This window comes from Pseudomonas sp. 2995-1 (assembly GCF_002742505.1).
Lineage (GTDB): Bacteria > Pseudomonadota > Gammaproteobacteria > Pseudomonadales > Pseudomonadaceae > Aquipseudomonas > Aquipseudomonas sivasensis.
Genome location: NZ_LJSA01000353.1, coordinates 119,565 through 137,946, shown reverse-complemented (window position 1 = coordinate 137,946; position 18,382 = coordinate 119,565). Strand labels below are relative to the sequence as shown.

Genomic DNA, 18,382 nt, shown 5'->3' with positions numbered 1-18,382 from the left:
TATCGCCATAGCGGCAAGGAGCCCTCGTGCCCACAGTTGAAATGGAACGTCGCCAGGTTGTCGTGATTGGTGCCGGCCCGTCCGGCGCCATCGCCGCCGCGCTGCTCAAGCGCAAAGGGCATGATGTATTGATCATCGAGCGCCAGCATTTTCCACGGTTCTCGATCGGCGAAAGCCTGCTGTCCCACTGCATCGACTTTATCGAAGAAGCTGGCATGCTCGACGCCGTGCAGGCCGCCGGCTTCCAGGTAAAAACCGGGGCAGCGTTCGCCTGGGGCGAGCGTTACAGCGCCTTTGACTTCAGCGACACCTTCAGCAACGGCAAGCCGACCACCTTCCAGGTGCAGCGAGGCGAGTTCGACAAGTTGCTGGCCGACCAGGCGGCATTGCAGGGCGTGGAGATCCGCTACGGTGAAACCATCGTCGGCGTGGATTTCGCGGGCGATAGCCGCTACCTGCATGTGCGCCGCGAAAACGGCAGCGAGTACCACATCAAAGCCAAGTTCGTGCTCGATGCCAGCGGCTATGGCCGCGTGCTGCCGCGCCTGCTGGATCTGGAAGCACCGTCGAATTTCCCGGTACGCCAGGCGGTGTTCACTCATGTTGAAGACCGCATCGAACACCCAGGTTTCGACCGTACCAAGATCCTGGTAACCACTCACCCGACCAAACGCGACATCTGGTTCTGGACCATTCCGTTCAGTAATGGCCGGTGCTCGGTGGGCGTGGTCGCGGCCAAGGAGCATTTCGACGGCCGCGACGCTGACCTCGACGCCTGCCTGCGCGCCTTTATCGACGAAACTCCAAGCCTGTCCGGCGTGCTGAACAACGCGGTGTGGGACACGCCAGCGCGCACCATCGGCGGCTACTCGGCCAACGTCAAAACCCTGCACGGCCCGGGCTTTGCACTGCTGGGCAATGCGGCGGAATTCCTCGACCCAGTGTTCTCCTCCGGTGTGACCATCGCCATGCGCTCAGCGAGCATGGCGGCCGCCCTGCTGGACCGTCAGCTCAAAGGCGAAACCGTGGACTGGCAAACCGAATTTGCCGCACCGTTGAAGCGCGGCGTCGACACCTTCCGCTGCTACGTCGAAGGCTGGTACGCAGGGACATTCCAGGATGTGATTTTCCACCCTGAAAGCTCGCCGGAGATTCGCCGCATGATCAGCGCGATTCTCGCAGGCTACGCGTGGGACGAGCGTAATCCGTTTGTCAGCGAGCCCAAGCGGCGGTTGCGGATGTTGTCGGAGATTTGCGCGAGTGAACCGACATGACTTCTCAATACCTGAGTAAAAACTACGTCGAAGAAACCAAATTCGGTTTGTGGTTCCTGCGCAGCCACACCTGGCAGCACCATGTGCTGCGCGTGGCGATCAACGACCTGCGCAGCCTGTTCACCGACCCACTGCCCGAAGCGCCGGTATTGCTCGACGCCGGCTGCGGCCAGGGCAAGTCCTTCCAGTATTTGCAGCAGGTGTTCGCCCCCGAGCGCCTGATCGGGCTGGACGCAGACCCTCATAGCCTGGAATTGAGCAAGGCTGAAGCCACGCGCCAGGGCCTGGCCATCGAGCTGATCGGCAGCGACTGCGCCACCCTCGATGTGCCGGACGAGAGCGTCGATATCCTGTTCTGCCACCAGACCTTCCATCATCTGGTCGAACAGCATCGCGCACTCAAAGAGTTTTACCGAGTGCTCAAGCCGGGAGGCTATTTGCTGTTTGCCGAATCCACCGAAGCCTATATCGACACTTGGGTGATCCGCTGGCTGTTCCGCCACCCCATGCATGTGCAGAAAAGCGCCGAAGAATACCTGGAGATGCTCCGCGAGCAGGGCTTTGAATTCGGCCCACAGAACGTTTCATACCCGTACCTGTGGTGGAGCCGTTCCAGCGACTTCGGCCTGCTGGAGCGCTGGGGCCTGCGCAACCCGCCGCCGGTGGGCCAGCGCGAAGAAACCCTGGTCAACTGTGTAGCGCGCAAGCCTCTGGCGAGCTGCGCACCATGATGCGCAGCCTGTTGATCGGTTGCCTGCTATTGCTGAGCGCCTGCGCCAGCCAGCCGCCGTTGCCGGAAAAAACGCCCGCGCTGGCGTTGCCGATGCAACTGCATGTGCAGCGCCATGCAGATGGACAGAGCCAGGACTGGTTCCTGGTGGTCCAGCGCGAAGGCAGCGCAATCCGCTGGTCGATGATGGACCCGCTGGGCATCCCGCTGGCCCGGCAAAAACTGATCGATGGCGCCTGGCAGGCCGACGGCTTGCTGCCGCCCAATCCCCAGGCGCGGGAGCTGTTCGCCGCCCTGCTGTTTGCCCTGGCCTCAGCCGATGACGTGCGCGCGCTTTACCCCAGCGCCCAGGCAAGGGGCCTCACACGTACCCTGCCGGGGCATTGGCAAATCGTCTACCAATCCTCAGAAGTCTTCAGTGTGACCATGACCGGCCAACCCTTGAGCTACCGCATTACACCGCTCGGTGCCGCCCAATGACCGCCTACCTCAACGCCCTCGGCGTGATTTGCGCCCTTGGTCGCGGTCAGGAGCACGTCAGCCGCAGCCTGTTTGCCGGTGACTGTTCAGGCATGCGCGCCGAAAGCGGTTGGGTGCCGGAGCGCGTGTTGCCGGTCGGCAGTGTGCACGGCGAGCTGGCAACCATCCCGGTGGAACTCGGCCAACAGAGCAGCCGCAATAACCAACTGTTGCTGGAAGCGGCGTTGCAGATCGAGAACGAGATTCGTCAGGCGATCCACACCTACGGCGCTTCGCGCGTTGGCGTCGTGCTGGGCACCAGCACCTCGGGCATCGACGAAGCCAGCCGCGGCATCGCCCTGTACCTGCGCGACAAGCACTTCCCCTGCGACTACGACTACCAGCAACAGGAACTCAGCGCCCCGGCGAACTTCCTCGCCGACTGGCTGCAACTGAGCGGCCCTGCCTACGTGATTTCTACCGCATGCACCTCCAGCGCCCGCGCCCTGATGAGCGCCCAGCGCTTGCTTGATCTGGGGGTGTGCGATGCGGTGATCTGTGGCGGCGTGGACAGTTTGTGCAAGCTGACCCTCAATGGTTTCAGCGCGCTGGAAGCCGTCTCGAATGAACGTTGCAACCCTTTTTCGGCGAACCGCAACGGCATCAATATCGGCGAAGCGGCGGTGCTGTTTGTGATGAGTAAAGCGCCGGCACCGATTGCCTTGCTGGGCAGCGGCGCCAGCTGCGACGCACACCATATCTCCGCGCCCGAACCTACCGGCAAAGGCGCGTTGCAGGCGATGCGCAAGGCCCTGGCCAGCGCAAAACTGGCGCCGGAGCAGATCGGCTACCTGAACCTGCATGGCACCGCCACCCAGCACAACGACGCCATGGAAAGCCTGGCCGTCGCCAGCCTGTTCCCCGAAGGCGTAGCCTGCTCATCCACCAAACCCATGAGCGGCCACACCCTCGGCGCCGCCGGTGCGCTGGAAGCGGCCTTCTGCTGGCTGAGCCTGACTCACGGCCGCGTCCCACCCCACGTATGGGACGGCCAGGCCGACCCCGCGTTGCCCGCCTTGCAATGGGCACGCAGCGACGAAACCTTGGGAAAAACCTGCCTGATGAGCAACTCGTTTGCCTTCGGCGGTAATAACGTCAGCCTGATTATCGGAGAGGCCCCATGACCAACTGGCCACTCGCCGAGCTACTGCCCCACGCGGGCGACATGATCCTCATCGACCAAGTGCTGTCGTTCGACGAAGAGCAGATTCACACCCGTCTCACCGTCAAGCCTGGCGGCCTGTTCAACCGCCCTGACGGCAGCTTGCCGGCATGGGTCGGCATCGAGTTGATGGCGCAGAGCGTCGCCGCCTACGCCGGTTGCCGCGCACGCCAAAGGGGCGAGGCGGTGGAACTGGGCTTCCTGCTCGGCACACGTAAGTTCGAATGCAACGTGGAACACTTCCCGGTGGGCGCCGAGCTGACCATCCACGGCCTGCGCTCCCTGGAAGACGACAACGGCATGGGTGTGTTCGAATGCCACCTGACCGGCGACGGTATCCAGGCCAGCGCCCGCTTGAACGTATTTCGACCGCCCCAGGCGGCCAATTATTTAGAAGAATCGAAGGACGAAACGCCATGACTGAATCCGTACTGGTCACCGGCTCCAGCCGTGGCATCGGCCGCGCCATTGCCCTGCGCCTGGCCCAGGCCGGCCATGACATCGTGCTGCATTGCCGCAGCGGCCGTGCCGAAGCCGATGCAGTGCAAGTCGAAATCGAAGCCCTTGGCCGTAAGGCACGGGTGCTGCAATTCGATGTGGCGGATCGTGCGACCTGCAAGGAAATCCTTGAGGCCGACGTCGAGCAACATGGCGCCTACTACGGCGTGGTGCTCAATGCCGGGCTGACCCGCGACGGAGCGTTCCCGGCCTTGTCGGAAGACGATTGGGACGTGGTGATGCGCACCAACCTGGATGGTTTCTACAACGTGCTGCACCCGGTGATGATGCCAATGATTCGCCGTCGCGCAGCCGGGCGTATCGTGTGCATTACCTCAGTGTCGGGGCTGATCGGCAATCGCGGCCAGGTCAATTACAGCGCCTCGAAAGCCGGCTTGATCGGCGCGGCAAAAGCCCTGGCCATCGAGCTGGGCAAGCGCAAGATCACTGTCAACTGCGTAGCCCCCGGCTTGATCGACACCGCGATGCTGGATGAAAACGTACCGGTGGAAGAGCTGATGAAAATGATCCCGGCACAGCGCATGGGCACTCCCGAAGAAGTCGCCGGTGCGGTGAATTTCCTGATGTCGGCCGAAGCCGCCTATATCACCCGCCAGGTGTTGGCCGTCAATGGAGGCTTGTGCTGATGAAACGTGTAGTCGTCACCGGCATGGCCGGCATGACCTCCCTGGGCGGAGATTGGGCGTCCATCTCCGCCAACTTTCGCGCCAACCGCAGCGGCATTCGGCGCATGGACGAGTGGGACCGTTTTACCGAACTGAACACGCGCCTGGCCGGCCCTATCGACGATTTCGTCGTGCCGGCCCACTGGACCCGCAAGCAGCTGCGCAGCATGGGCCGTGTCTCGCGCCTGGCGGTATGGGCGGCGGAGCAGGCATTGCAGGACGCCGGGTTGCTCGGTGATGAGTCGATCAAGGATGGGCGCATGGGTGTGGCGTGTGGTTCGTCCACCGGCAGCACCGATGAGATCAAGGCGTTCGGCAATATGCTGCTCAATTCTGTGGCCGAGGGGCTGAACGCCAACTCCTATGTACGGATGATGCCGCACACCACGGCGGCGAATATCAGCATCTTTTTTGGCCTGACCGGGCGGTTGATCCCAACGTCCAGCGCCTGCACCAGCGGCAGCCAGGGCATCGGTTATGCCTATGAGGCGATCAAGTTCGGCCGCCTGCCCTTGATGCTCGCCGGCGGCGCCGAGGAGCTGTGCCCCACCGAAGCCATGGTGTTCGACGCGCTCTACGCCACCAGCCTGAAAAACGACGCCCCGCAAACCAGCCCACGCCCCTACGACAGCGGCCGCGACGGCCTGGTGATCGGCGAAGGCGGCGGCATGCTGGTACTTGAGGAGCTGGAACACGCCCTGGCGCGGGGTGCACATATTCACGCGGAACTGGTCGGCTTCGGCAGCAACGCTGACGGCCAGCACACCACCCGCCCGGAACAGAAAACCATGCGCCGCGCCATGGAGCTTGCCCTTGAGGACGCTGGGCTCACACCAGACGCGATTGGCTACGTGAACGGACACGGCACCGCCACCGATCAAGGCGACATCGCCGAGACCCTGGCCACCAGCAGCCTGTTCGGCAAGCGCATGCCCATCAGCTCGCAGAAAAGCTTCCTCGGCCACACCCTCGGGGCGTGCGGGGCGCTGGAGTCGTGGTTCAGCATCGAGATGATGAACCGCAACCAATACGTGCACACCTTCAATCTGGACTCCGTCGACCCGCAGTGCGGGGAGCTGGACTACCTGCAAGGTGAATTCCGCGAGATGCACCACGACTACGTGATGAACAACAATTTTGCGTTTGGTGGCGTGAATACGTCGCTGATCTTCCGCCGCTGGTCCTGACTTTTTAAACGATTGGAGAATACGGAATGTCTTCCTTGCTACGCGTCACCCTGATCACCCTGGCGCTGTTGACCACTGCCGGCTGCACCAGCAAACCGGTCCTCAACACCCAGCACGACCTGCCGGCGAACGCCCAGGTCAGCGAAGAAAAAATGAAGACGGTTATCGTCAACGCCCTGCAAAAACGCGAGTGGAACGTGCAACGCCTGAGCCCGCAACTGGTGCAGGCCGAGATCACCGTGCGTAACCAGTACTACGCCGCCATCGACATCCGTTACACCCGCAACAGTTACGCCATCACCTACCGCGACAGCCGCGAGCTGGGCTACAAGGACGGCAAGATTCATCGCAACTACAACCGCTGGGTGAACAACTTGGACAGCGACATCATGGCGGGCTTGCGCAGCAATGGTGTGAGTAGTGAGGCAGGGTCGGCGGCGCAGTTGTTTGAGCAAACCGGGACCACCAAGTAAAACCGAGACTCCGTGGGGAGCGGGCGGTGCGAGGCAGCCCAATAAAGACGATGGTATTTTTCTGTTAGAACTCAACGTCTGGTTTTGGGGCTGCTGCGCGGCCCAGCGCGGTACAAGCCCGCTCACCACGAGTCTCTCGTTTTCTCAGGTTATGTTTTAGATACCTATCGGGAGCGAGCCTCCTCCCGCACTTGAACCGAGTACGCCCGGCAACGCTTGGCCGTCAAGGGAACAAGCTCCCTCACCACATTTTTGATGAAGCATTGCAACCTATGCACATCAGTGGGTGGCCTTAAGCGTCAACAACTCCACAAACGCCTTCGCCATCGGCGTCTGCGCGCCCTTGCGCTGTACCAGCCATACCGAGGTCACCGCCTCCGGGTCCAGTAAGGTGCGATACACCACTCCATCAATGCGGATGCGCTGGTAAGACGCCGGCAGCACCGACACGCCCAACCCCGCCGCCACCAGGCCGATGATGGTCATCGCCTCGCCCGCTTCCTGGGCGAAGTGCGGGCTGAAGCCAGCGTCGCGGCACAGGCTGAGCAGTTGGGCATACAGGCCGCTCCCATAGCTGCGTGGGAAAAACACAAACGGCTCGTCAGCCAACTGTGCCAGGTGCAAGCCACGCTCGCTGCCATCCACCAATGGGTGACCGGCACTCAAGACAGCAACCAGGGGTTCGCGCATCAGCTCGATCACACTCAACGAATCCGGCAATGGCAAGGGACGCATCAACCCCACCTGAATCGACTCATCCACCAGCGACTCGGCCACTTCGGTGCTGCTCATTTCCTGCAGGTTCAAGTGCACCGCCGGGAAGGCCTGGCGAAACGCGAAGATCGCTTGGGGAATGCTCGCGTTGAAGGGCGCTGACGAGGTGAAGCCTATCTTCAACTCCCCCAGCTCACCCAACTGCGCCCGCCGCGCGACGTCCGCCGCCTTGTCCACCTGGGCCAGTACCAACCGCGCTTCGTGCAGGAACAGGCGCCCCGCCTCGCTCAGCTCAACCCGACGATTGGTACGCTCAAATAACCGCGCGCCCACCTCCTGCTCCAGCGCCTGGATCTGCTGGCTCAGGGGCGGTTGCGAAATGCCCAGCACCTGCGCGGCCCGGCCAAAGTGCAGCTCTTCGGCAACAGCGATGAAGTACCGCAGATGACGCAATTCCATGCAAACCCCATTAGGTCGTTAAAGCTATCAAACAGGTCGAACAATATATTGGAAAGAATCATTAGCCAGCTATATTCTTTTTGCATTGCCAGCCCTGACAGGCTTTTGCTCCCCGAGGTCCCCGTGAAATCTGCTGTCGCTCCACTCGCTCAAGACGTCCCGCCCACTGCCCTCGATGAGGTAGTGGCTCAGCTCAATGACGCGTTCATCGAGAAAGGCACGCCGATGTTCATGCGCACGGTGCTGGCGTTGTTCTCCGGCGGTTTTGCCACGTTTGCCCTGCTGTATTGCGTGCAACCGATGATGCCGGCACTGTCCCACGAGTTTTCCATCAATGCCGCGCAAAGCAGCCTGATTCTCTCGGTGTCCACGGCGATGCTTGCGCTGGGTTTGCTGATCACCGGACCGATTTCCGACACCCTGGGGCGTAAGCCGGTGATGGTCGCCGCGCTGTTCTGCGCGGCGCTGGCCACGATTGCCAGCGGCCTGATGCCGTCCTGGGAAGGGATCCTGCTGATGCGTGCGCTGGTGGGCCTGTCACTCAGCGGCGTGGCCGCCGTCGCAATGACCTACCTGAGCGAAGAGATCCACCCCCAGCACATCGGCCTGGCCATGGGCCTGTACATCGGTGGCAATGCCATTGGCGGCATGAGCGGACGCCTGATCATCGGCGTGTTGATCGACTTCGTCAGCTGGCACACCGCAATGCTGATCATCGGCGCCCTGGCGCTGATCGCGGCCACGGTGTTCTGGAAAATCCTCCCGGAATCGCGCAACTTCCGCGCCAGCAGCCTCAAGCCACGCAGCCTGATGGACGGCTTTGTCATGCACTTCAAGGACGCGGGCCTGCCGTGGCTGTTTCTTGAAGCCTTCCTGCTGATGGGCGCGTTCGTGACGATGTTCAACTACATCGGCTATCGCCTGCTGGCCGCCCCGTACGACCTGAGCCAGGCCGTGGTCGGCCTGCTGTCGTTGGTCTACCTCTCGGGCATCTACAGCTCGGCGAAAATCGGCTCCCTCGCCGACCGCCTCGGCCGCCGCCGTGTGCTGTGGGCCACCATCGTGCTGATGCTCGCCGGCATGCTGCTGACCCTGTTCTCCCCGTTGTGGCTGGTGGTGCCGGGCATGCTGATCTTCACCTTCGGCTTCTTCGGCGCCCACTCGGTGGCCAGCAGCTGGATTGGCCGCCGAGCAGTCAAGGCCAAGGGGCAGGCGTCGTCGTTGTACCTGTTCTGCTACTACGCTGGCTCAAGCGTCGCCGGCACCACGGGTGGATTCTTCTGGCACCTCGCCGGATGGAACGGCATTGGTGCATTCATCGTGGCGCTGTTGATCGGCGCGTTGCTGGTCGCGTTGAAGTTGGCGAAGTTGCCGCCGCTGGCCTCGGCCTGAAAAGCACCACACTTAAGTAGCAACACTCCCACATAACAAAAAGATTTAAACGCACTATGGCCAAGCGATAAAAAAATCCGCCTAGCCATGCACAGTTCATTCAGGTTGTTAGCGACAACATCACCCTCTTATTGAAAGAAGGTGATGAAGTAAAGCAGGGGAACTACACGTGATATTGCGCGGACAACTCATGCACCGCTTGCAGGAAAGCGCCAGCGTGTTCCGGGTTCACTTCCGGCGTAATGCCATGACCCAGGTTAAACACGTGCCCGGTACCCTTGCCATAGCTGGCCAGGATGCGGCCGACTTCGGCGCGGATCGCTTCCGGCTTGGCGTACAGCACAGTCGGGTCCATGTTGCCTTGCAGCGCGACGCGGTTGCCCACGCGCTGGCGGGCTTCACCGAGGTCGCACGTCCAGTCCAGGCCTAATGCATCAGCGCCGGCGTCGGCGATGCTTTCCAGCCACAGGCCACCGCCCTTGGTGAACATGATGACCGGCACTTTGCGGCCCTCGTGCTCACGGATCAGGCCGCTGACGATCTTGCGCATGTAGGCCAGGGAGAATTCCTGGTACGCCGCCGCCGACAGGTTGCCGCCCCAGGTATCGAAAATCTGTACCGCTTGCGCACCGGCCATGATCTGGCCGTTGAGGTAGGACGTGACCGACTGAGCCAGCTTGTCCAGCAGCAGGTGCATGGCTTGAGGGTTGTCGTAGAGCATCGCCTTGGTCTTGCGGAAGTCTTTCGACGAGCCGCCTTCGACCATGTAGGTGGCCAGGGTCCAAGGGCTGCCCGAGAAGCCGATCAGCGGCACACGGCCGTTCAGCTCGCGGCGGATGGTGCTGACGGCGTCCATCACGTAGCCGAGGTCTTTGTGCGGATCAGGGATCGGCAAGGCTTCGATATCGGCCAGGGTGCTGACGACTTTCTTGAAACGCGGGCCTTCGCCGGTCTCGAAGTACAGGCCTTGGCCCATTGCATCAGGGATGGTGAGGATGTCGGAAAAGAGGATGGCCGCGTCCAGTTGAGGGTAGCGGTCCAGCGGCTGCAGGGTGACTTCGCAGGCGAACTCCGGGTTCATGCACAGGCTCATGAAATCGCCGGCGTGGGCGCGACTGGCGCGGTATTCCGGCAGGTAGCGACCGGCTTGACGCATCATCCACACAGGGGTGACGTCCACGGGTTGCTTGAGCAGGGCACGAAGGAAACGGTCGTTCTTGAGGGCAGTCATGTCGGCATCCGCAAAAAAAGTGCGGGCATTTTCTCAGAGCGCGACGCAAAAGGCACGGCAAGAGCGGTGCCTTTTGTCTATCGGGTCAATTTGTCGCGGACATGGAAGCGCTGCAAAACCAATGTGGGAGGGGGCTTGCCTCCGATGCAGTGTGTCAGTCTCAGTGTCTGTCACTGAACCACCGCTATCGGGGGCAAGCCCCCTCCCACATTTTTGACCGCATTTCAGCCTGAAATGGGTTAGACGTTCAGGTAGTCCAGGATCCCTTCGGCGGCATTGCGGCCTTCGAAGATCGCGGTCACCACCAGGTCAGACCCGCGCACCATGTCGCCACCGGCAAAGATTTTCGGGTTGCTGGTCTGGTGCTTGTACTGGCCTTGTTCCGGGGCTACCACACGGCCCTGGCTGTCGGTCTGGATCTCGAACTGCTCGAACCACGGCGCCGGGCTTGGGCGGAAACCGAAGGCGATAACCACGGCATCGGCCGGAATGATCTCTTCGGAGCCCGGGATCGGCTCGGGGCTGCGACGGCCACGGGCGTCCGGTTCGCCGAGACGGGTCTCGACTACCTTCACGCCTTCGACACGGTCTTCACCGACGATCGCAATCGGCTGACGGTTATAGAGGAATTTCACGCCTTCTTCCTTGGCGTTCTTCACCTCTTTGCGCGAACCCGGCATGTTGGCTTCGTCACGGCGATACGCGCAGGTCACCGACTTGGCGCCCTGACGAATCGAGGTACGGTTGCAGTCCATCGCGGTGTCGCCACCGCCGAGTACCACGACCTTCTTGCCTTTCATGTCGACGAAATCTTCCGGCGACTTTTCAAAGCCCAGGTTGCGGTTGACGTTTGCGATCAGGAAGTCGAGCGCGTCATACACGCCAGGCAGGTCCTCACCGGCAAAGCCGCCCTTCATGTAGGTGTAAGTACCCATGCCCATGAACACGGCATCGTATTCGGCGAGCAGCTGCTCCATGGTGATGTCTTTGCCGATTTCGGTATTGAGGCGGAACTCGATACCCATGCCGGTGAACACTTCACGACGGTGGCTCAGTACGGTTTTTTCCAGCTTGAACTCGGGGATACCGAAGGTCAGCAGGCCACCGATTTCCGGGTTCTTGTCGAACACCACCGGGGTCACGCCGCCGCGCACCAGCACGTCGGCACAGCCAAGGCCCGCCGGGCCCGCACCGATGATCGCCACGCGCTTGCCGGTCGGCTTGACCTTGGACATGTCCGGACGCCAGCCCATGGCGAACGCGGTATCGGTGATGTACTTCTCCACCGAACCGATGGTCACCGCACCGAAGCCGTCGTTCAGGGTGCAGGCACCCTCACACAGACGGTCCTGCGGGCACACCCGGCCGCAGACTTCCGGCAGGGTGTTGGTCTGGTGCGACAGCTCGGCGGCGGCGAGGATGTTGCCCTCGGCCACCAATTTCAGCCAGTTGGGAATGAAGTTGTGCACCGGGCACTTCCATTCGCAATACGGGTTACCGCACCCCAGGCAGCGATGGGCCTGGTCGGCCGAGTGCTGGGGTTTGAAGGGCTCGTAGATTTCCACGAACTCTTTCTTGCGTTGACGCAACAGTTTCTTCTTCGGATCTTTGCGCCCGACATCGATGAACTGGAAGTCGTTATTCAGACGTTCAGCCATGTTAAAACCTCATCAAACTCTTCAGGCGCATATCACTGCGGGTTGGCACGGATGCTGGAAAGCAACGATTTCAGGTTGGCAGCCTTGGGCTTGACCAGCCAGAAACGACGCAGGTAATCATCGAGGTTTTCGGCGAGGTTACGACCCCATTCGCTGCCGGTCTCCTCGACGTACTCGTCCAGCACGTGCTGCAAGTGGTTCCGGTAGGATTCCATGGCTTCGCCGCTGATCCGCTGGATCTCGACCAACTCGTGGTTGACCTTGTCGACGAAGGTGTTGTCCTGGTCGAGCACGTAGGCGAAACCGCCGGTCATGCCCGAACCGAAGTTGTAACCGGTCTTGCCCAATACCGCGACAAAGCCCCCGGTCATGTACTCGCAGCAGTGATCGCCAGTGCCTTCCACCACGGTGTGGGCACCGGAGTTACGCACGGCGAAACGCTCACCGGCGGTACCCGCGGCGAACAGCTTGCCACCGGTAGCGCCGTACAGGCAGGTGTTACCGATGATGGCACTCTCCTGGCTCTTGTAAACGCTGCCTTTAGGCGGAACGATCACCAGCTTGCCGCCGGTCATGCCCTTGCCCACGTAGTCGTTGGCGTCGCCTTCCAGGTACATGTGCAGGCCGCCGGCGTTCCACACGCCAAAGCTCTGGCCAGCAGTACCCTTGAAGCGGAAGGTGATTGGCGCTTTCGCCATCCCTTGGTTGCCATGCTTGCGCGCGATTTCGCCGGAGATGCGTGCGCCGATGGAACGGTCGCAGTTGCAGATATCCAGGGCGAATTCGCCACCACTGGCGTCATTGATCGAGGAACCGGCCATTTCGACCATCTTCTCGGCCAACAGCCCTTTGTCGAACGGCGGGTTGCGATCCACCTGGCAGAATTGTGGCTTGTCTGCCGGGATGTGATCGCTCCCCAACAACGGCGTCAGGTCCAGGTGCTGTTGCTTGGCGGTCTGGCCTTCGAGGATGTCCAGCAGATCGGTGCGACCGATCAGCTCTTCCAGCGAACGCACGCCCAGCTTGGCCAGCCACTCACGGGTTTCTTCGGCGACGTAGGTGAAGAAGTTCACCACCATGTCGACGGTGCCGATGTAGTGATCCTTGCGCAGCTTCTCGTTCTGAGTGGCGACGCCGGTGGCGCAGTTGTTCAGGTGGCAGATGCGCAGGTATTTGCAGCCCAGGGCGATCATCGGCGCGGTGCCGAAACCGAAACTCTCGGCGCCGAGGATCGCGGCCTTGATCACGTCGAGGCCGGTTTTCAGGCCGCCGTCAGTCTGCACACGGACCTTGCCGCGCAGGTCGTTGCCGCGCAGGGTCTGGTGAGTTTCGGCCAGGCCGAGTTCCCAAGGTGCGCCGGCGTACTTGATGGAGGTCAGCGGGGATGCACCGGTACCGCCGTCGTAGCCGGAGATGGTGATCAGGTCGGCATAGGCCTTGGCCACACCGGCGGCAATGGTGCCCACGCCCGCTTCCGCTACCAGTTTCACCGAGACCAGCGCCTGCGGATTGACTTGTTTCAGGTCGAAAATCAGCTGCGACAAGTCTTCAATCGAGTAGATGTCGTGGTGCGGCGGTGGCGAAATCAGGGTCACGCCAGGCACTGCATAACGCAGCTTGGCGATCAGGCCGTTGACCTTGCCGCCTGGCAGCTGGCCGCCTTCACCGGGCTTGGCGCCCTGGGCAACCTTGATCTGCAGCACTTCGGCATTGACCAAGTATTCCGGGGTCACGCCGAAACGGCCAGTGGCAACCTGCTTGATTTTCGAGCTCTTGATGGTGCCGTAGCGCGCCGGGTCTTCACCGCCTTCACCGGAGTTGGAACGCGCACCCAGGCGGTTCATGGCTTCGGCCAGTGCTTCGTGGGCCTCAGGCGACAGAGCGCCGAGGGAAATACCGGCAGAGTCGAAGCGCTTGAGGATCGACTCCAGTGGCTCAACTTCGCTGATGTTCATCGGCGTGTCCAAGGTCTTCACCTTGAACAGGTCGCGGATCATGGACACCGGGCGGTTATCCACCAGCGAGGTGTATTCCTTGAACTTGGCGTAGTCGCCCTGCTGCACGGCGGCTTGCAGAGTGCTCACCACGTCCGGGTTGTACGCGTGGTATTCGCCACCGTGCACGAACTTGAGCAGGCCGCCTTGCTGGATCGGCTTGCGCGCGCTCCAGGCTTCGGCGGCCAGGGCTTTCTGTTCGGCTTCGATGTCGACGAAGCGCGCGCCTTTGATACGGCTCGGCACACCACGGAAGCTCAGGTCGCAGACTTCTTCGGACAGGCCGATGGCTTCGAACAATTGAGCACCGCGATAAGACGTGACGGTGGAGATGCCCATCTTGGACAGGATCTTCAACAGGCCTTTGGTGATGCCTTTACGGTAGTTCTTGAACACCTCATAGAGGTCGCCCAGCACTTCACCGGTACGGATCAGGTCGCCCAGCACTTCGTACGCGAGGAACGGGTACACCGCGGAGGCGCCGAAGCCGATCAACACCGCGAAATGATGCGGGTCGCGGGCGGTGGCGGTTTCGACAAGGATGTTGGAGTCGCAGCGCAGGCCTTTTTCGGTCAGGCGGTGGTGCACCGCGCCGGTGGCGAGCGAAGCGTGGATCGGCAGCTTGCCTGGGGCAATATGGCGGTCGGTCAGCACGATCTGGGTACGACCGGCGCGCACAGCTTCTTCGGCCTGGTCGGCGACGTTGCGCACAGCGGCTTCAAGGCCGAGGCTCTCGTCGTAGTTCAGGTCGATGATCTGGCGGTCGAAACCTGGACGCTCCAGGGTCATCAACGAACGCCACTTGGCCGGGGAAATAACCGGCGAGCTGAGGATCACGCGGGAAGCGTGCTCAGGCGATTCCTGGAAGATGTTGCGCTCGGCACCGAGGCACACTTCCAGGGACATCACGATGGCTTCGCGCAGCGGGTCAATCGGTGGGTTGGTCACCTGGGCGAACTGCTGGCGGAAATAGTCGTACGGCGTGCGCACGCGCTGGGACAGCACAGCCATCGGCGTGTCGTCGCCCATGGAGCCGACAGCCTCGTAACCTTGCTCGCCGAGCGGACGCAGCACTTGGTCGCGCTCCTCGAACGTGACCTGGTACATCTTCATGTACTGCTTGAGCTGGTCCACGTCGTAGAAAGCTGAGCCGTGGTCGTTGTCTTCCATGGTCGCCTGGATGCGCAGGGCGTTCTTGCGCAGCCATTGCTTGTACGGGTGACGGGACTTCAAGCGGTTGTCGATGGCGTCGGTGTCGAGGATCTGCCCGGTTTCGGTGTCCACGGCCAGGATCTGGCCAGGGCCAACGCGACCTTTGGCGATGACGTCTTCAGGCTTGTAGTTCCACACGCCGATTTCCGACGCGAGGGTGATGAAACCGTTGGTGGTGGTGACCCAACGCGCCGGGCGCAGACCGTTACGGTCGAGTAGGCACACCGCATAGCGGCCGTCGGTCATGACCACGCCAGCCGGGCCGTCCCACGGTTCCATGTGCATCGAGTTGTACTCATAGAACGCCCGCAGATCGGGGTCCATGGTCTCGACGTTCTGCCACGCAGGCGGAATGATCATGCGCACGCCGCGGAACAGGTCGATGCCACCGGTGACCATCAGTTCGAGCATGTTGTCCATGCTGGAAGAGTCGGAACCGACGCGGTTAACCAGCGGGCCGAGCTCTTCCAGGTCCATCAGATCGTTGGCGAACTTGGTGCGACGGGCCACGGCCCAGTTGCGGTTGCCGGTGATGGTGTTGATCTCGCCGTTATGGGCGAGGAAGCGGAATGGCTGGGCCAGCGGCCATTTCGGCAGGGTGTTGGTGGAGAAGCGCTGGTGGAACACGCAGATCGCGGTTTGCAGGCGCTCATCGCTCAGGTCTGGATAGAAGGCGGTCAAGTCCGCCGGCATCATCAGGCCTTTATAAATGATGGTTTTGTGGGAAAAGCTGCAGATGTAGTGGTCGGCATCGGCGGCGTTGGCCACGGACGAGCGACGACGGGACGTGAACAGCTTGATCGCCATGTCCTGGTCGCTCAGGCCGTCACCGGCGATGAACACTTGTTCGATCTGCGGCAGGCGCTCCAGGGCCAGGCGGCCGAGCACGCTGGTGTCGATTGGCACTTTGCGCCAGCCGACCAGTTGCAGGCCGGCAGCGACGATCTCGCGGTTCATGTTCTCGCGAGCGGCTTCGGCTTTGACCGGGTCCTGGTTGAAAAACACCATGCCCACGGCGTACTGCTTGGGCATGTCGACAGCGAAATGCTCTTTGGCGACCGCGCGCAGGAATTGGTCGGGCTTTTGAATCAGCAAGCCACAACCGTCACCAGTCTTGCCGTCGGCGTTGATCCCACCGCGGTGGGTCATGCAGGTCAGGGCCTCGATGGCCGTTTGCAAAAGGGTATGACTGGGCTCGCCCTGCATATGGGCTATCAGGCCGAAACCGCAGTTATCCTTGAATTCATCGGGTTGGTACAGACCTGCTTTCATAGACACTTTCTCACCAGGCTGCCTCTTATACCGAGGCAAATTTCTTTTCAATTCAACCGGTTACCTTCCACGCCGAACGTACGCCGGCTTAGCGGGGGCAAAAGGGAGGTCATTGTACACACCGACACAGACGCTCACAAATTTAGCGACGAAATGTCGCAAATCTATGTCGCATTTATGAAAGGTTTAAAGCGATATGCTGTGCTAGTCAAAACTTTTTTAATTCTGACCGCTACGACTCAAAAGCTACTGTGACGCAGACACCACAAAGCGCGCGGCTTCTGGGAAGCTGCACGCACTTGAGGATTTTTTTGAGGTGCCGGGAGGGCGGCTTGGGTAAAGCCGCCGGATCTTCAGCGAGTTGCTGCCAGTTCTTGTTGAACGCTGGCAACAGTGCGAGGCCAAGGTTTACCAGCCTGAACCTTCGCTGGCAAGGATTTGATCGCAGAATCAGCTGCTGCACGGCTGGAGAAGTTGCCGTAGGTGATCACGTAAAGAGGCTTGCCGTTGAGCACTTTCTTGAAATAACGGTACTCGCCGCCCTGCTCTTTCACGAAGGCCTGAGCGTTAGCTTCGGAGCTGGTGCCGAGGATCTGCACCACGAAGTTACCGGTCGGCTGGCTGGCGTACCAGCTGCTGCCGGCGGCGCCTGCTTTGGCGACAGTGGCAGGTTTTTCCGCAGGCTTGGTCACCGGCGCGGGTTTGGCTGCTGGAGCAGGCGCTACGGGCTTGGTGACAGGTGCAGGCTTGGCAGTCGCGATAGTTGGCGCTGGCGTCGGCACTGCGGCTGGCTTGGCGGCCGGCTGACCCGCTGGCACGCCCGCAGGTGGCGCGGTGGTAGTCACGGTCGGCGGTGTAGCGCTGGAGCCCTCTACGGGCACGCCGTCGTCGCCTTCGGAGATGCCACCGGCTTCTTCGGCGAGTGGGCCGCGCATCACAGGCTGACCAACCATTGGCAGGTTGGTCGGTTGGCCGGAATTGGCGAACTCGACATTCGGCGTGGGTTTACCCAGTGGCAACTGCGCCTGTTCGGTTGGCGCGCTGGCGGTGGTCGGCGCCTTGTTGCGACCCGGGATCAACCAGGCGGCGGCAACAGCGACCACGACAACGGCAGAAATCGCCAGTACGTGCTTCTTAGGCATAGTGAACCCCATCTTTGGACGCTTGACCGCAGAGCGGCTGGCAATCATGGCTTCGATCATTGCATCGCGGGCAACCTGGTTGATGGTGCCAGGCCAGCCGTCGGAGCTTTCGTGAATATCAGAGATCTGATTTGCCGTGAAAAGTTCGATACCGGCCCCGGCGCCTTCGAGGCGTTGAGCCAGGTATTCACGGGTTTCTTCCTCTTCGTACGGCTGCAGTTCGATGACGTGGAACAGCTCCTGATCACCGCTGATCTGCTCCAGATCGGCGATCAGCGACGACTCACCGAACAGGAACACATGGGGACGACCTTCCGGCGTACCCGCCGCCAGCGCCAACAGCGCTTCCAGTGCGGATTCGTCGAGCTGCTCGGCGTCATCCACCAGCAGGTAGACTTCCTGGCCGGTCAGGCCAAGTTGCACGATTTGTTTGAGAATCGCGCTCGGCTCAGCAGTGGATACGTCCAGGGCCTGGGCAACCTGGCGCAGCACGCCGGCCGCATCACCGGCACCACGGGCAGACACCACCACGCTCTGTACCGATTGTTTGTTGGTGCTGGCAACCAGGGCCTGGCGCAGCAAGGTCTTGCCGCTGCCCAACGGACCGGTCACGACCAGCAGTAGCTGGCTGTAGCGCGCCAAGTGGTGCAGCTGCCCGAGCACCGGCTTGCGCTGGGCCGGGAAAAATTTGAAACCAGGCACCCGTGGAGCAAAAGGGTCGTGGCTTAACTGGTAATGGCCGAGGAACGCCTCGTCGGCATGCAAACTAGTCATCGGGA

Annotated in this window: 14 protein-coding genes; 9 read left to right on the top strand and 5 right to left on the bottom strand. The window is 61.5% G+C overall.

The window, feature by feature from the left end; all coding sequences use genetic code 11:
- Positions 1-26 precede the first annotated feature (26 nt).
- From AOA61_RS14630 to AOA61_RS14595, 8 genes are read left to right on the top strand one after another with little or no spacing between them, the layout of a single operon-like run.
- Entirely contained in the window at positions 27-1,274 is a 1,248-nt protein-coding gene (locus tag AOA61_RS14630) for an NAD(P)/FAD-dependent oxidoreductase (protein ID WP_099602022.1), read from the top strand.
- Positions 1,271-2,005, top strand: coding sequence for a class I SAM-dependent methyltransferase (locus AOA61_RS14625; RefSeq protein ID WP_032890309.1), 735 nt, complete (start codon positions 1,271-1,273; stop codon positions 2,003-2,005). Before AOA61_RS14630 ends, AOA61_RS14625 begins: the two co-directional genes overlap by 4 nt.
- Positions 2,002-2,484 carry a hypothetical protein gene (locus tag AOA61_RS14620; RefSeq protein ID WP_032890308.1) on the top strand — a complete coding sequence of 161 codons (483 nt, stop codon included), beginning with the start codon at positions 2,002-2,004 and terminating at the stop codon, positions 2,482-2,484. The genes AOA61_RS14625 and AOA61_RS14620 overlap by 4 nt, the downstream gene beginning before the upstream one ends.
- Complete coding sequence (locus AOA61_RS14615; protein WP_095186118.1) at positions 2,481-3,647, top strand: beta-ketoacyl-[acyl-carrier-protein] synthase family protein; 1,167 nt, start codon at positions 2,481-2,483, stop codon at positions 3,645-3,647. Before AOA61_RS14620 ends, AOA61_RS14615 begins: the two co-directional genes overlap by 4 nt.
- Positions 3,644-4,105, top strand: a complete 462-nt coding sequence (locus AOA61_RS14610; RefSeq protein WP_099602021.1) for a hotdog family protein — start codon at positions 3,644-3,646, stop codon at positions 4,103-4,105. Before AOA61_RS14615 ends, AOA61_RS14610 begins: the two co-directional genes overlap by 4 nt.
- On the top strand, positions 4,102-4,830 hold the full coding sequence (gene fabG / locus AOA61_RS14605) for a 3-oxoacyl-ACP reductase FabG (protein ID WP_032890302.1): 729 nt from the start codon (positions 4,102-4,104) through the stop codon (positions 4,828-4,830). The genes AOA61_RS14610 and fabG overlap by 4 nt, the downstream gene beginning before the upstream one ends.
- Positions 4,830-6,056, top strand: coding sequence for a beta-ketoacyl-ACP synthase (locus tag AOA61_RS14600; RefSeq protein ID WP_099602020.1), 1,227 nt, complete (start codon positions 4,830-4,832; stop codon positions 6,054-6,056). The genes fabG and AOA61_RS14600 overlap by 1 nt, the downstream gene beginning before the upstream one ends.
- Positions 6,057-6,082: 26 nt before the next feature.
- Positions 6,083-6,529, top strand: a complete 447-nt coding sequence (locus tag AOA61_RS14595) for a hypothetical protein (protein WP_032890299.1) — start codon at positions 6,083-6,085, stop codon at positions 6,527-6,529.
- Positions 6,530-6,808: 279 nt separating this feature from the next.
- On the opposite strand, the gene AOA61_RS14590 is transcribed toward AOA61_RS14595, so the two are convergent.
- Positions 6,809-7,702, bottom strand: a complete 894-nt coding sequence (locus AOA61_RS14590; RefSeq protein ID WP_099602019.1) for a LysR family transcriptional regulator — start codon at positions 7,700-7,702, stop codon at positions 6,809-6,811.
- A 123-nt stretch (positions 7,703-7,825) separates the two neighbouring features.
- On the opposite strand from AOA61_RS14590, the gene AOA61_RS14585 reads away from it, so the two are divergent.
- Positions 7,826-9,094 carry an MFS transporter gene (locus AOA61_RS14585; protein ID WP_099602018.1) on the top strand — a complete coding sequence of 423 codons (1,269 nt, stop codon included), beginning with the start codon at positions 7,826-7,828 and terminating at the stop codon, positions 9,092-9,094.
- A gap of 163 nt (positions 9,095-9,257) precedes the next feature.
- Here the strand turns inward: AOA61_RS14585 and hemE are convergent, their stop codons facing one another.
- The 4 genes from hemE to AOA61_RS14560 form a co-directional block, all read right to left on the bottom strand.
- On the bottom strand, positions 9,258-10,325 hold the full coding sequence (gene hemE / locus AOA61_RS14580) for a uroporphyrinogen decarboxylase (protein ID WP_032890274.1): 1,068 nt from the start codon (positions 10,323-10,325) through the stop codon (positions 9,258-9,260).
- Positions 10,326-10,564: 239 nt separating this feature from the next.
- Positions 10,565-11,983 (bottom strand): FAD-dependent oxidoreductase, encoded by a 1,419-nt coding sequence (locus AOA61_RS14575; protein ID WP_099602017.1) that lies wholly within the window; start codon positions 11,981-11,983, stop codon positions 10,565-10,567.
- A 32-nt stretch (positions 11,984-12,015) separates the two neighbouring features.
- Positions 12,016-16,461, bottom strand: a complete 4,446-nt coding sequence (gltB, locus tag AOA61_RS14570; RefSeq protein ID WP_032890272.1) for a glutamate synthase large subunit — start codon at positions 16,459-16,461, stop codon at positions 12,016-12,018.
- A 353-nt stretch (positions 16,462-16,814) separates the two neighbouring features.
- Positions 16,815-18,377 carry an SPOR domain-containing protein gene (locus AOA61_RS14560; RefSeq protein ID WP_095186123.1) on the bottom strand — a complete coding sequence of 521 codons (1,563 nt, stop codon included), beginning with the start codon at positions 18,375-18,377 and terminating at the stop codon, positions 16,815-16,817.
- Between the last annotated feature and the right edge of the window lie 5 nt (positions 18,378-18,382).

Coding starts and splice junctions, on each gene's coding strand:
- AOA61_RS14625 (WP_032890309.1), top strand. CDS start 1,271: ATGACTTCTCAATACCTGAGTAAAAACTACGTCGAAGAAACCAAATTC.
- AOA61_RS14620 (WP_032890308.1), top strand. CDS start 2,002: ATGATGCGCAGCCTGTTGATCGGTTGCCTGCTATTGCTGAGCGCCTGC.
- AOA61_RS14615 (WP_095186118.1), top strand. CDS start 2,481: ATGACCGCCTACCTCAACGCCCTCGGCGTGATTTGCGCCCTTGGTCGC.
- AOA61_RS14610 (WP_099602021.1), top strand. CDS start 3,644: ATGACCAACTGGCCACTCGCCGAGCTACTGCCCCACGCGGGCGACATG.
- fabG (WP_032890302.1), top strand. CDS start 4,102: ATGACTGAATCCGTACTGGTCACCGGCTCCAGCCGTGGCATCGGCCGC.
- AOA61_RS14600 (WP_099602020.1), top strand. CDS start 4,830: ATGAAACGTGTAGTCGTCACCGGCATGGCCGGCATGACCTCCCTGGGC.
- AOA61_RS14595 (WP_032890299.1), top strand. CDS start 6,083: ATGTCTTCCTTGCTACGCGTCACCCTGATCACCCTGGCGCTGTTGACC.
- AOA61_RS14590 (WP_099602019.1), bottom strand. CDS start 7,702: ATGGAATTGCGTCATCTGCGGTACTTCATCGCTGTTGCCGAAGAGCTG.
- hemE (WP_032890274.1), bottom strand. CDS start 10,325: ATGACTGCCCTCAAGAACGACCGTTTCCTTCGTGCCCTGCTCAAGCAA.
- AOA61_RS14575 (WP_099602017.1), bottom strand. CDS start 11,983: ATGGCTGAACGTCTGAATAACGACTTCCAGTTCATCGATGTCGGGCGC.
- gltB (WP_032890272.1), bottom strand. CDS start 16,461: ATGAAAGCAGGTCTGTACCAACCCGATGAATTCAAGGATAACTGCGGT.
- AOA61_RS14560 (WP_095186123.1), bottom strand. CDS start 18,377: ATGACTAGTTTGCATGCCGACGAGGCGTTCCTCGGCCATTACCAGTTA.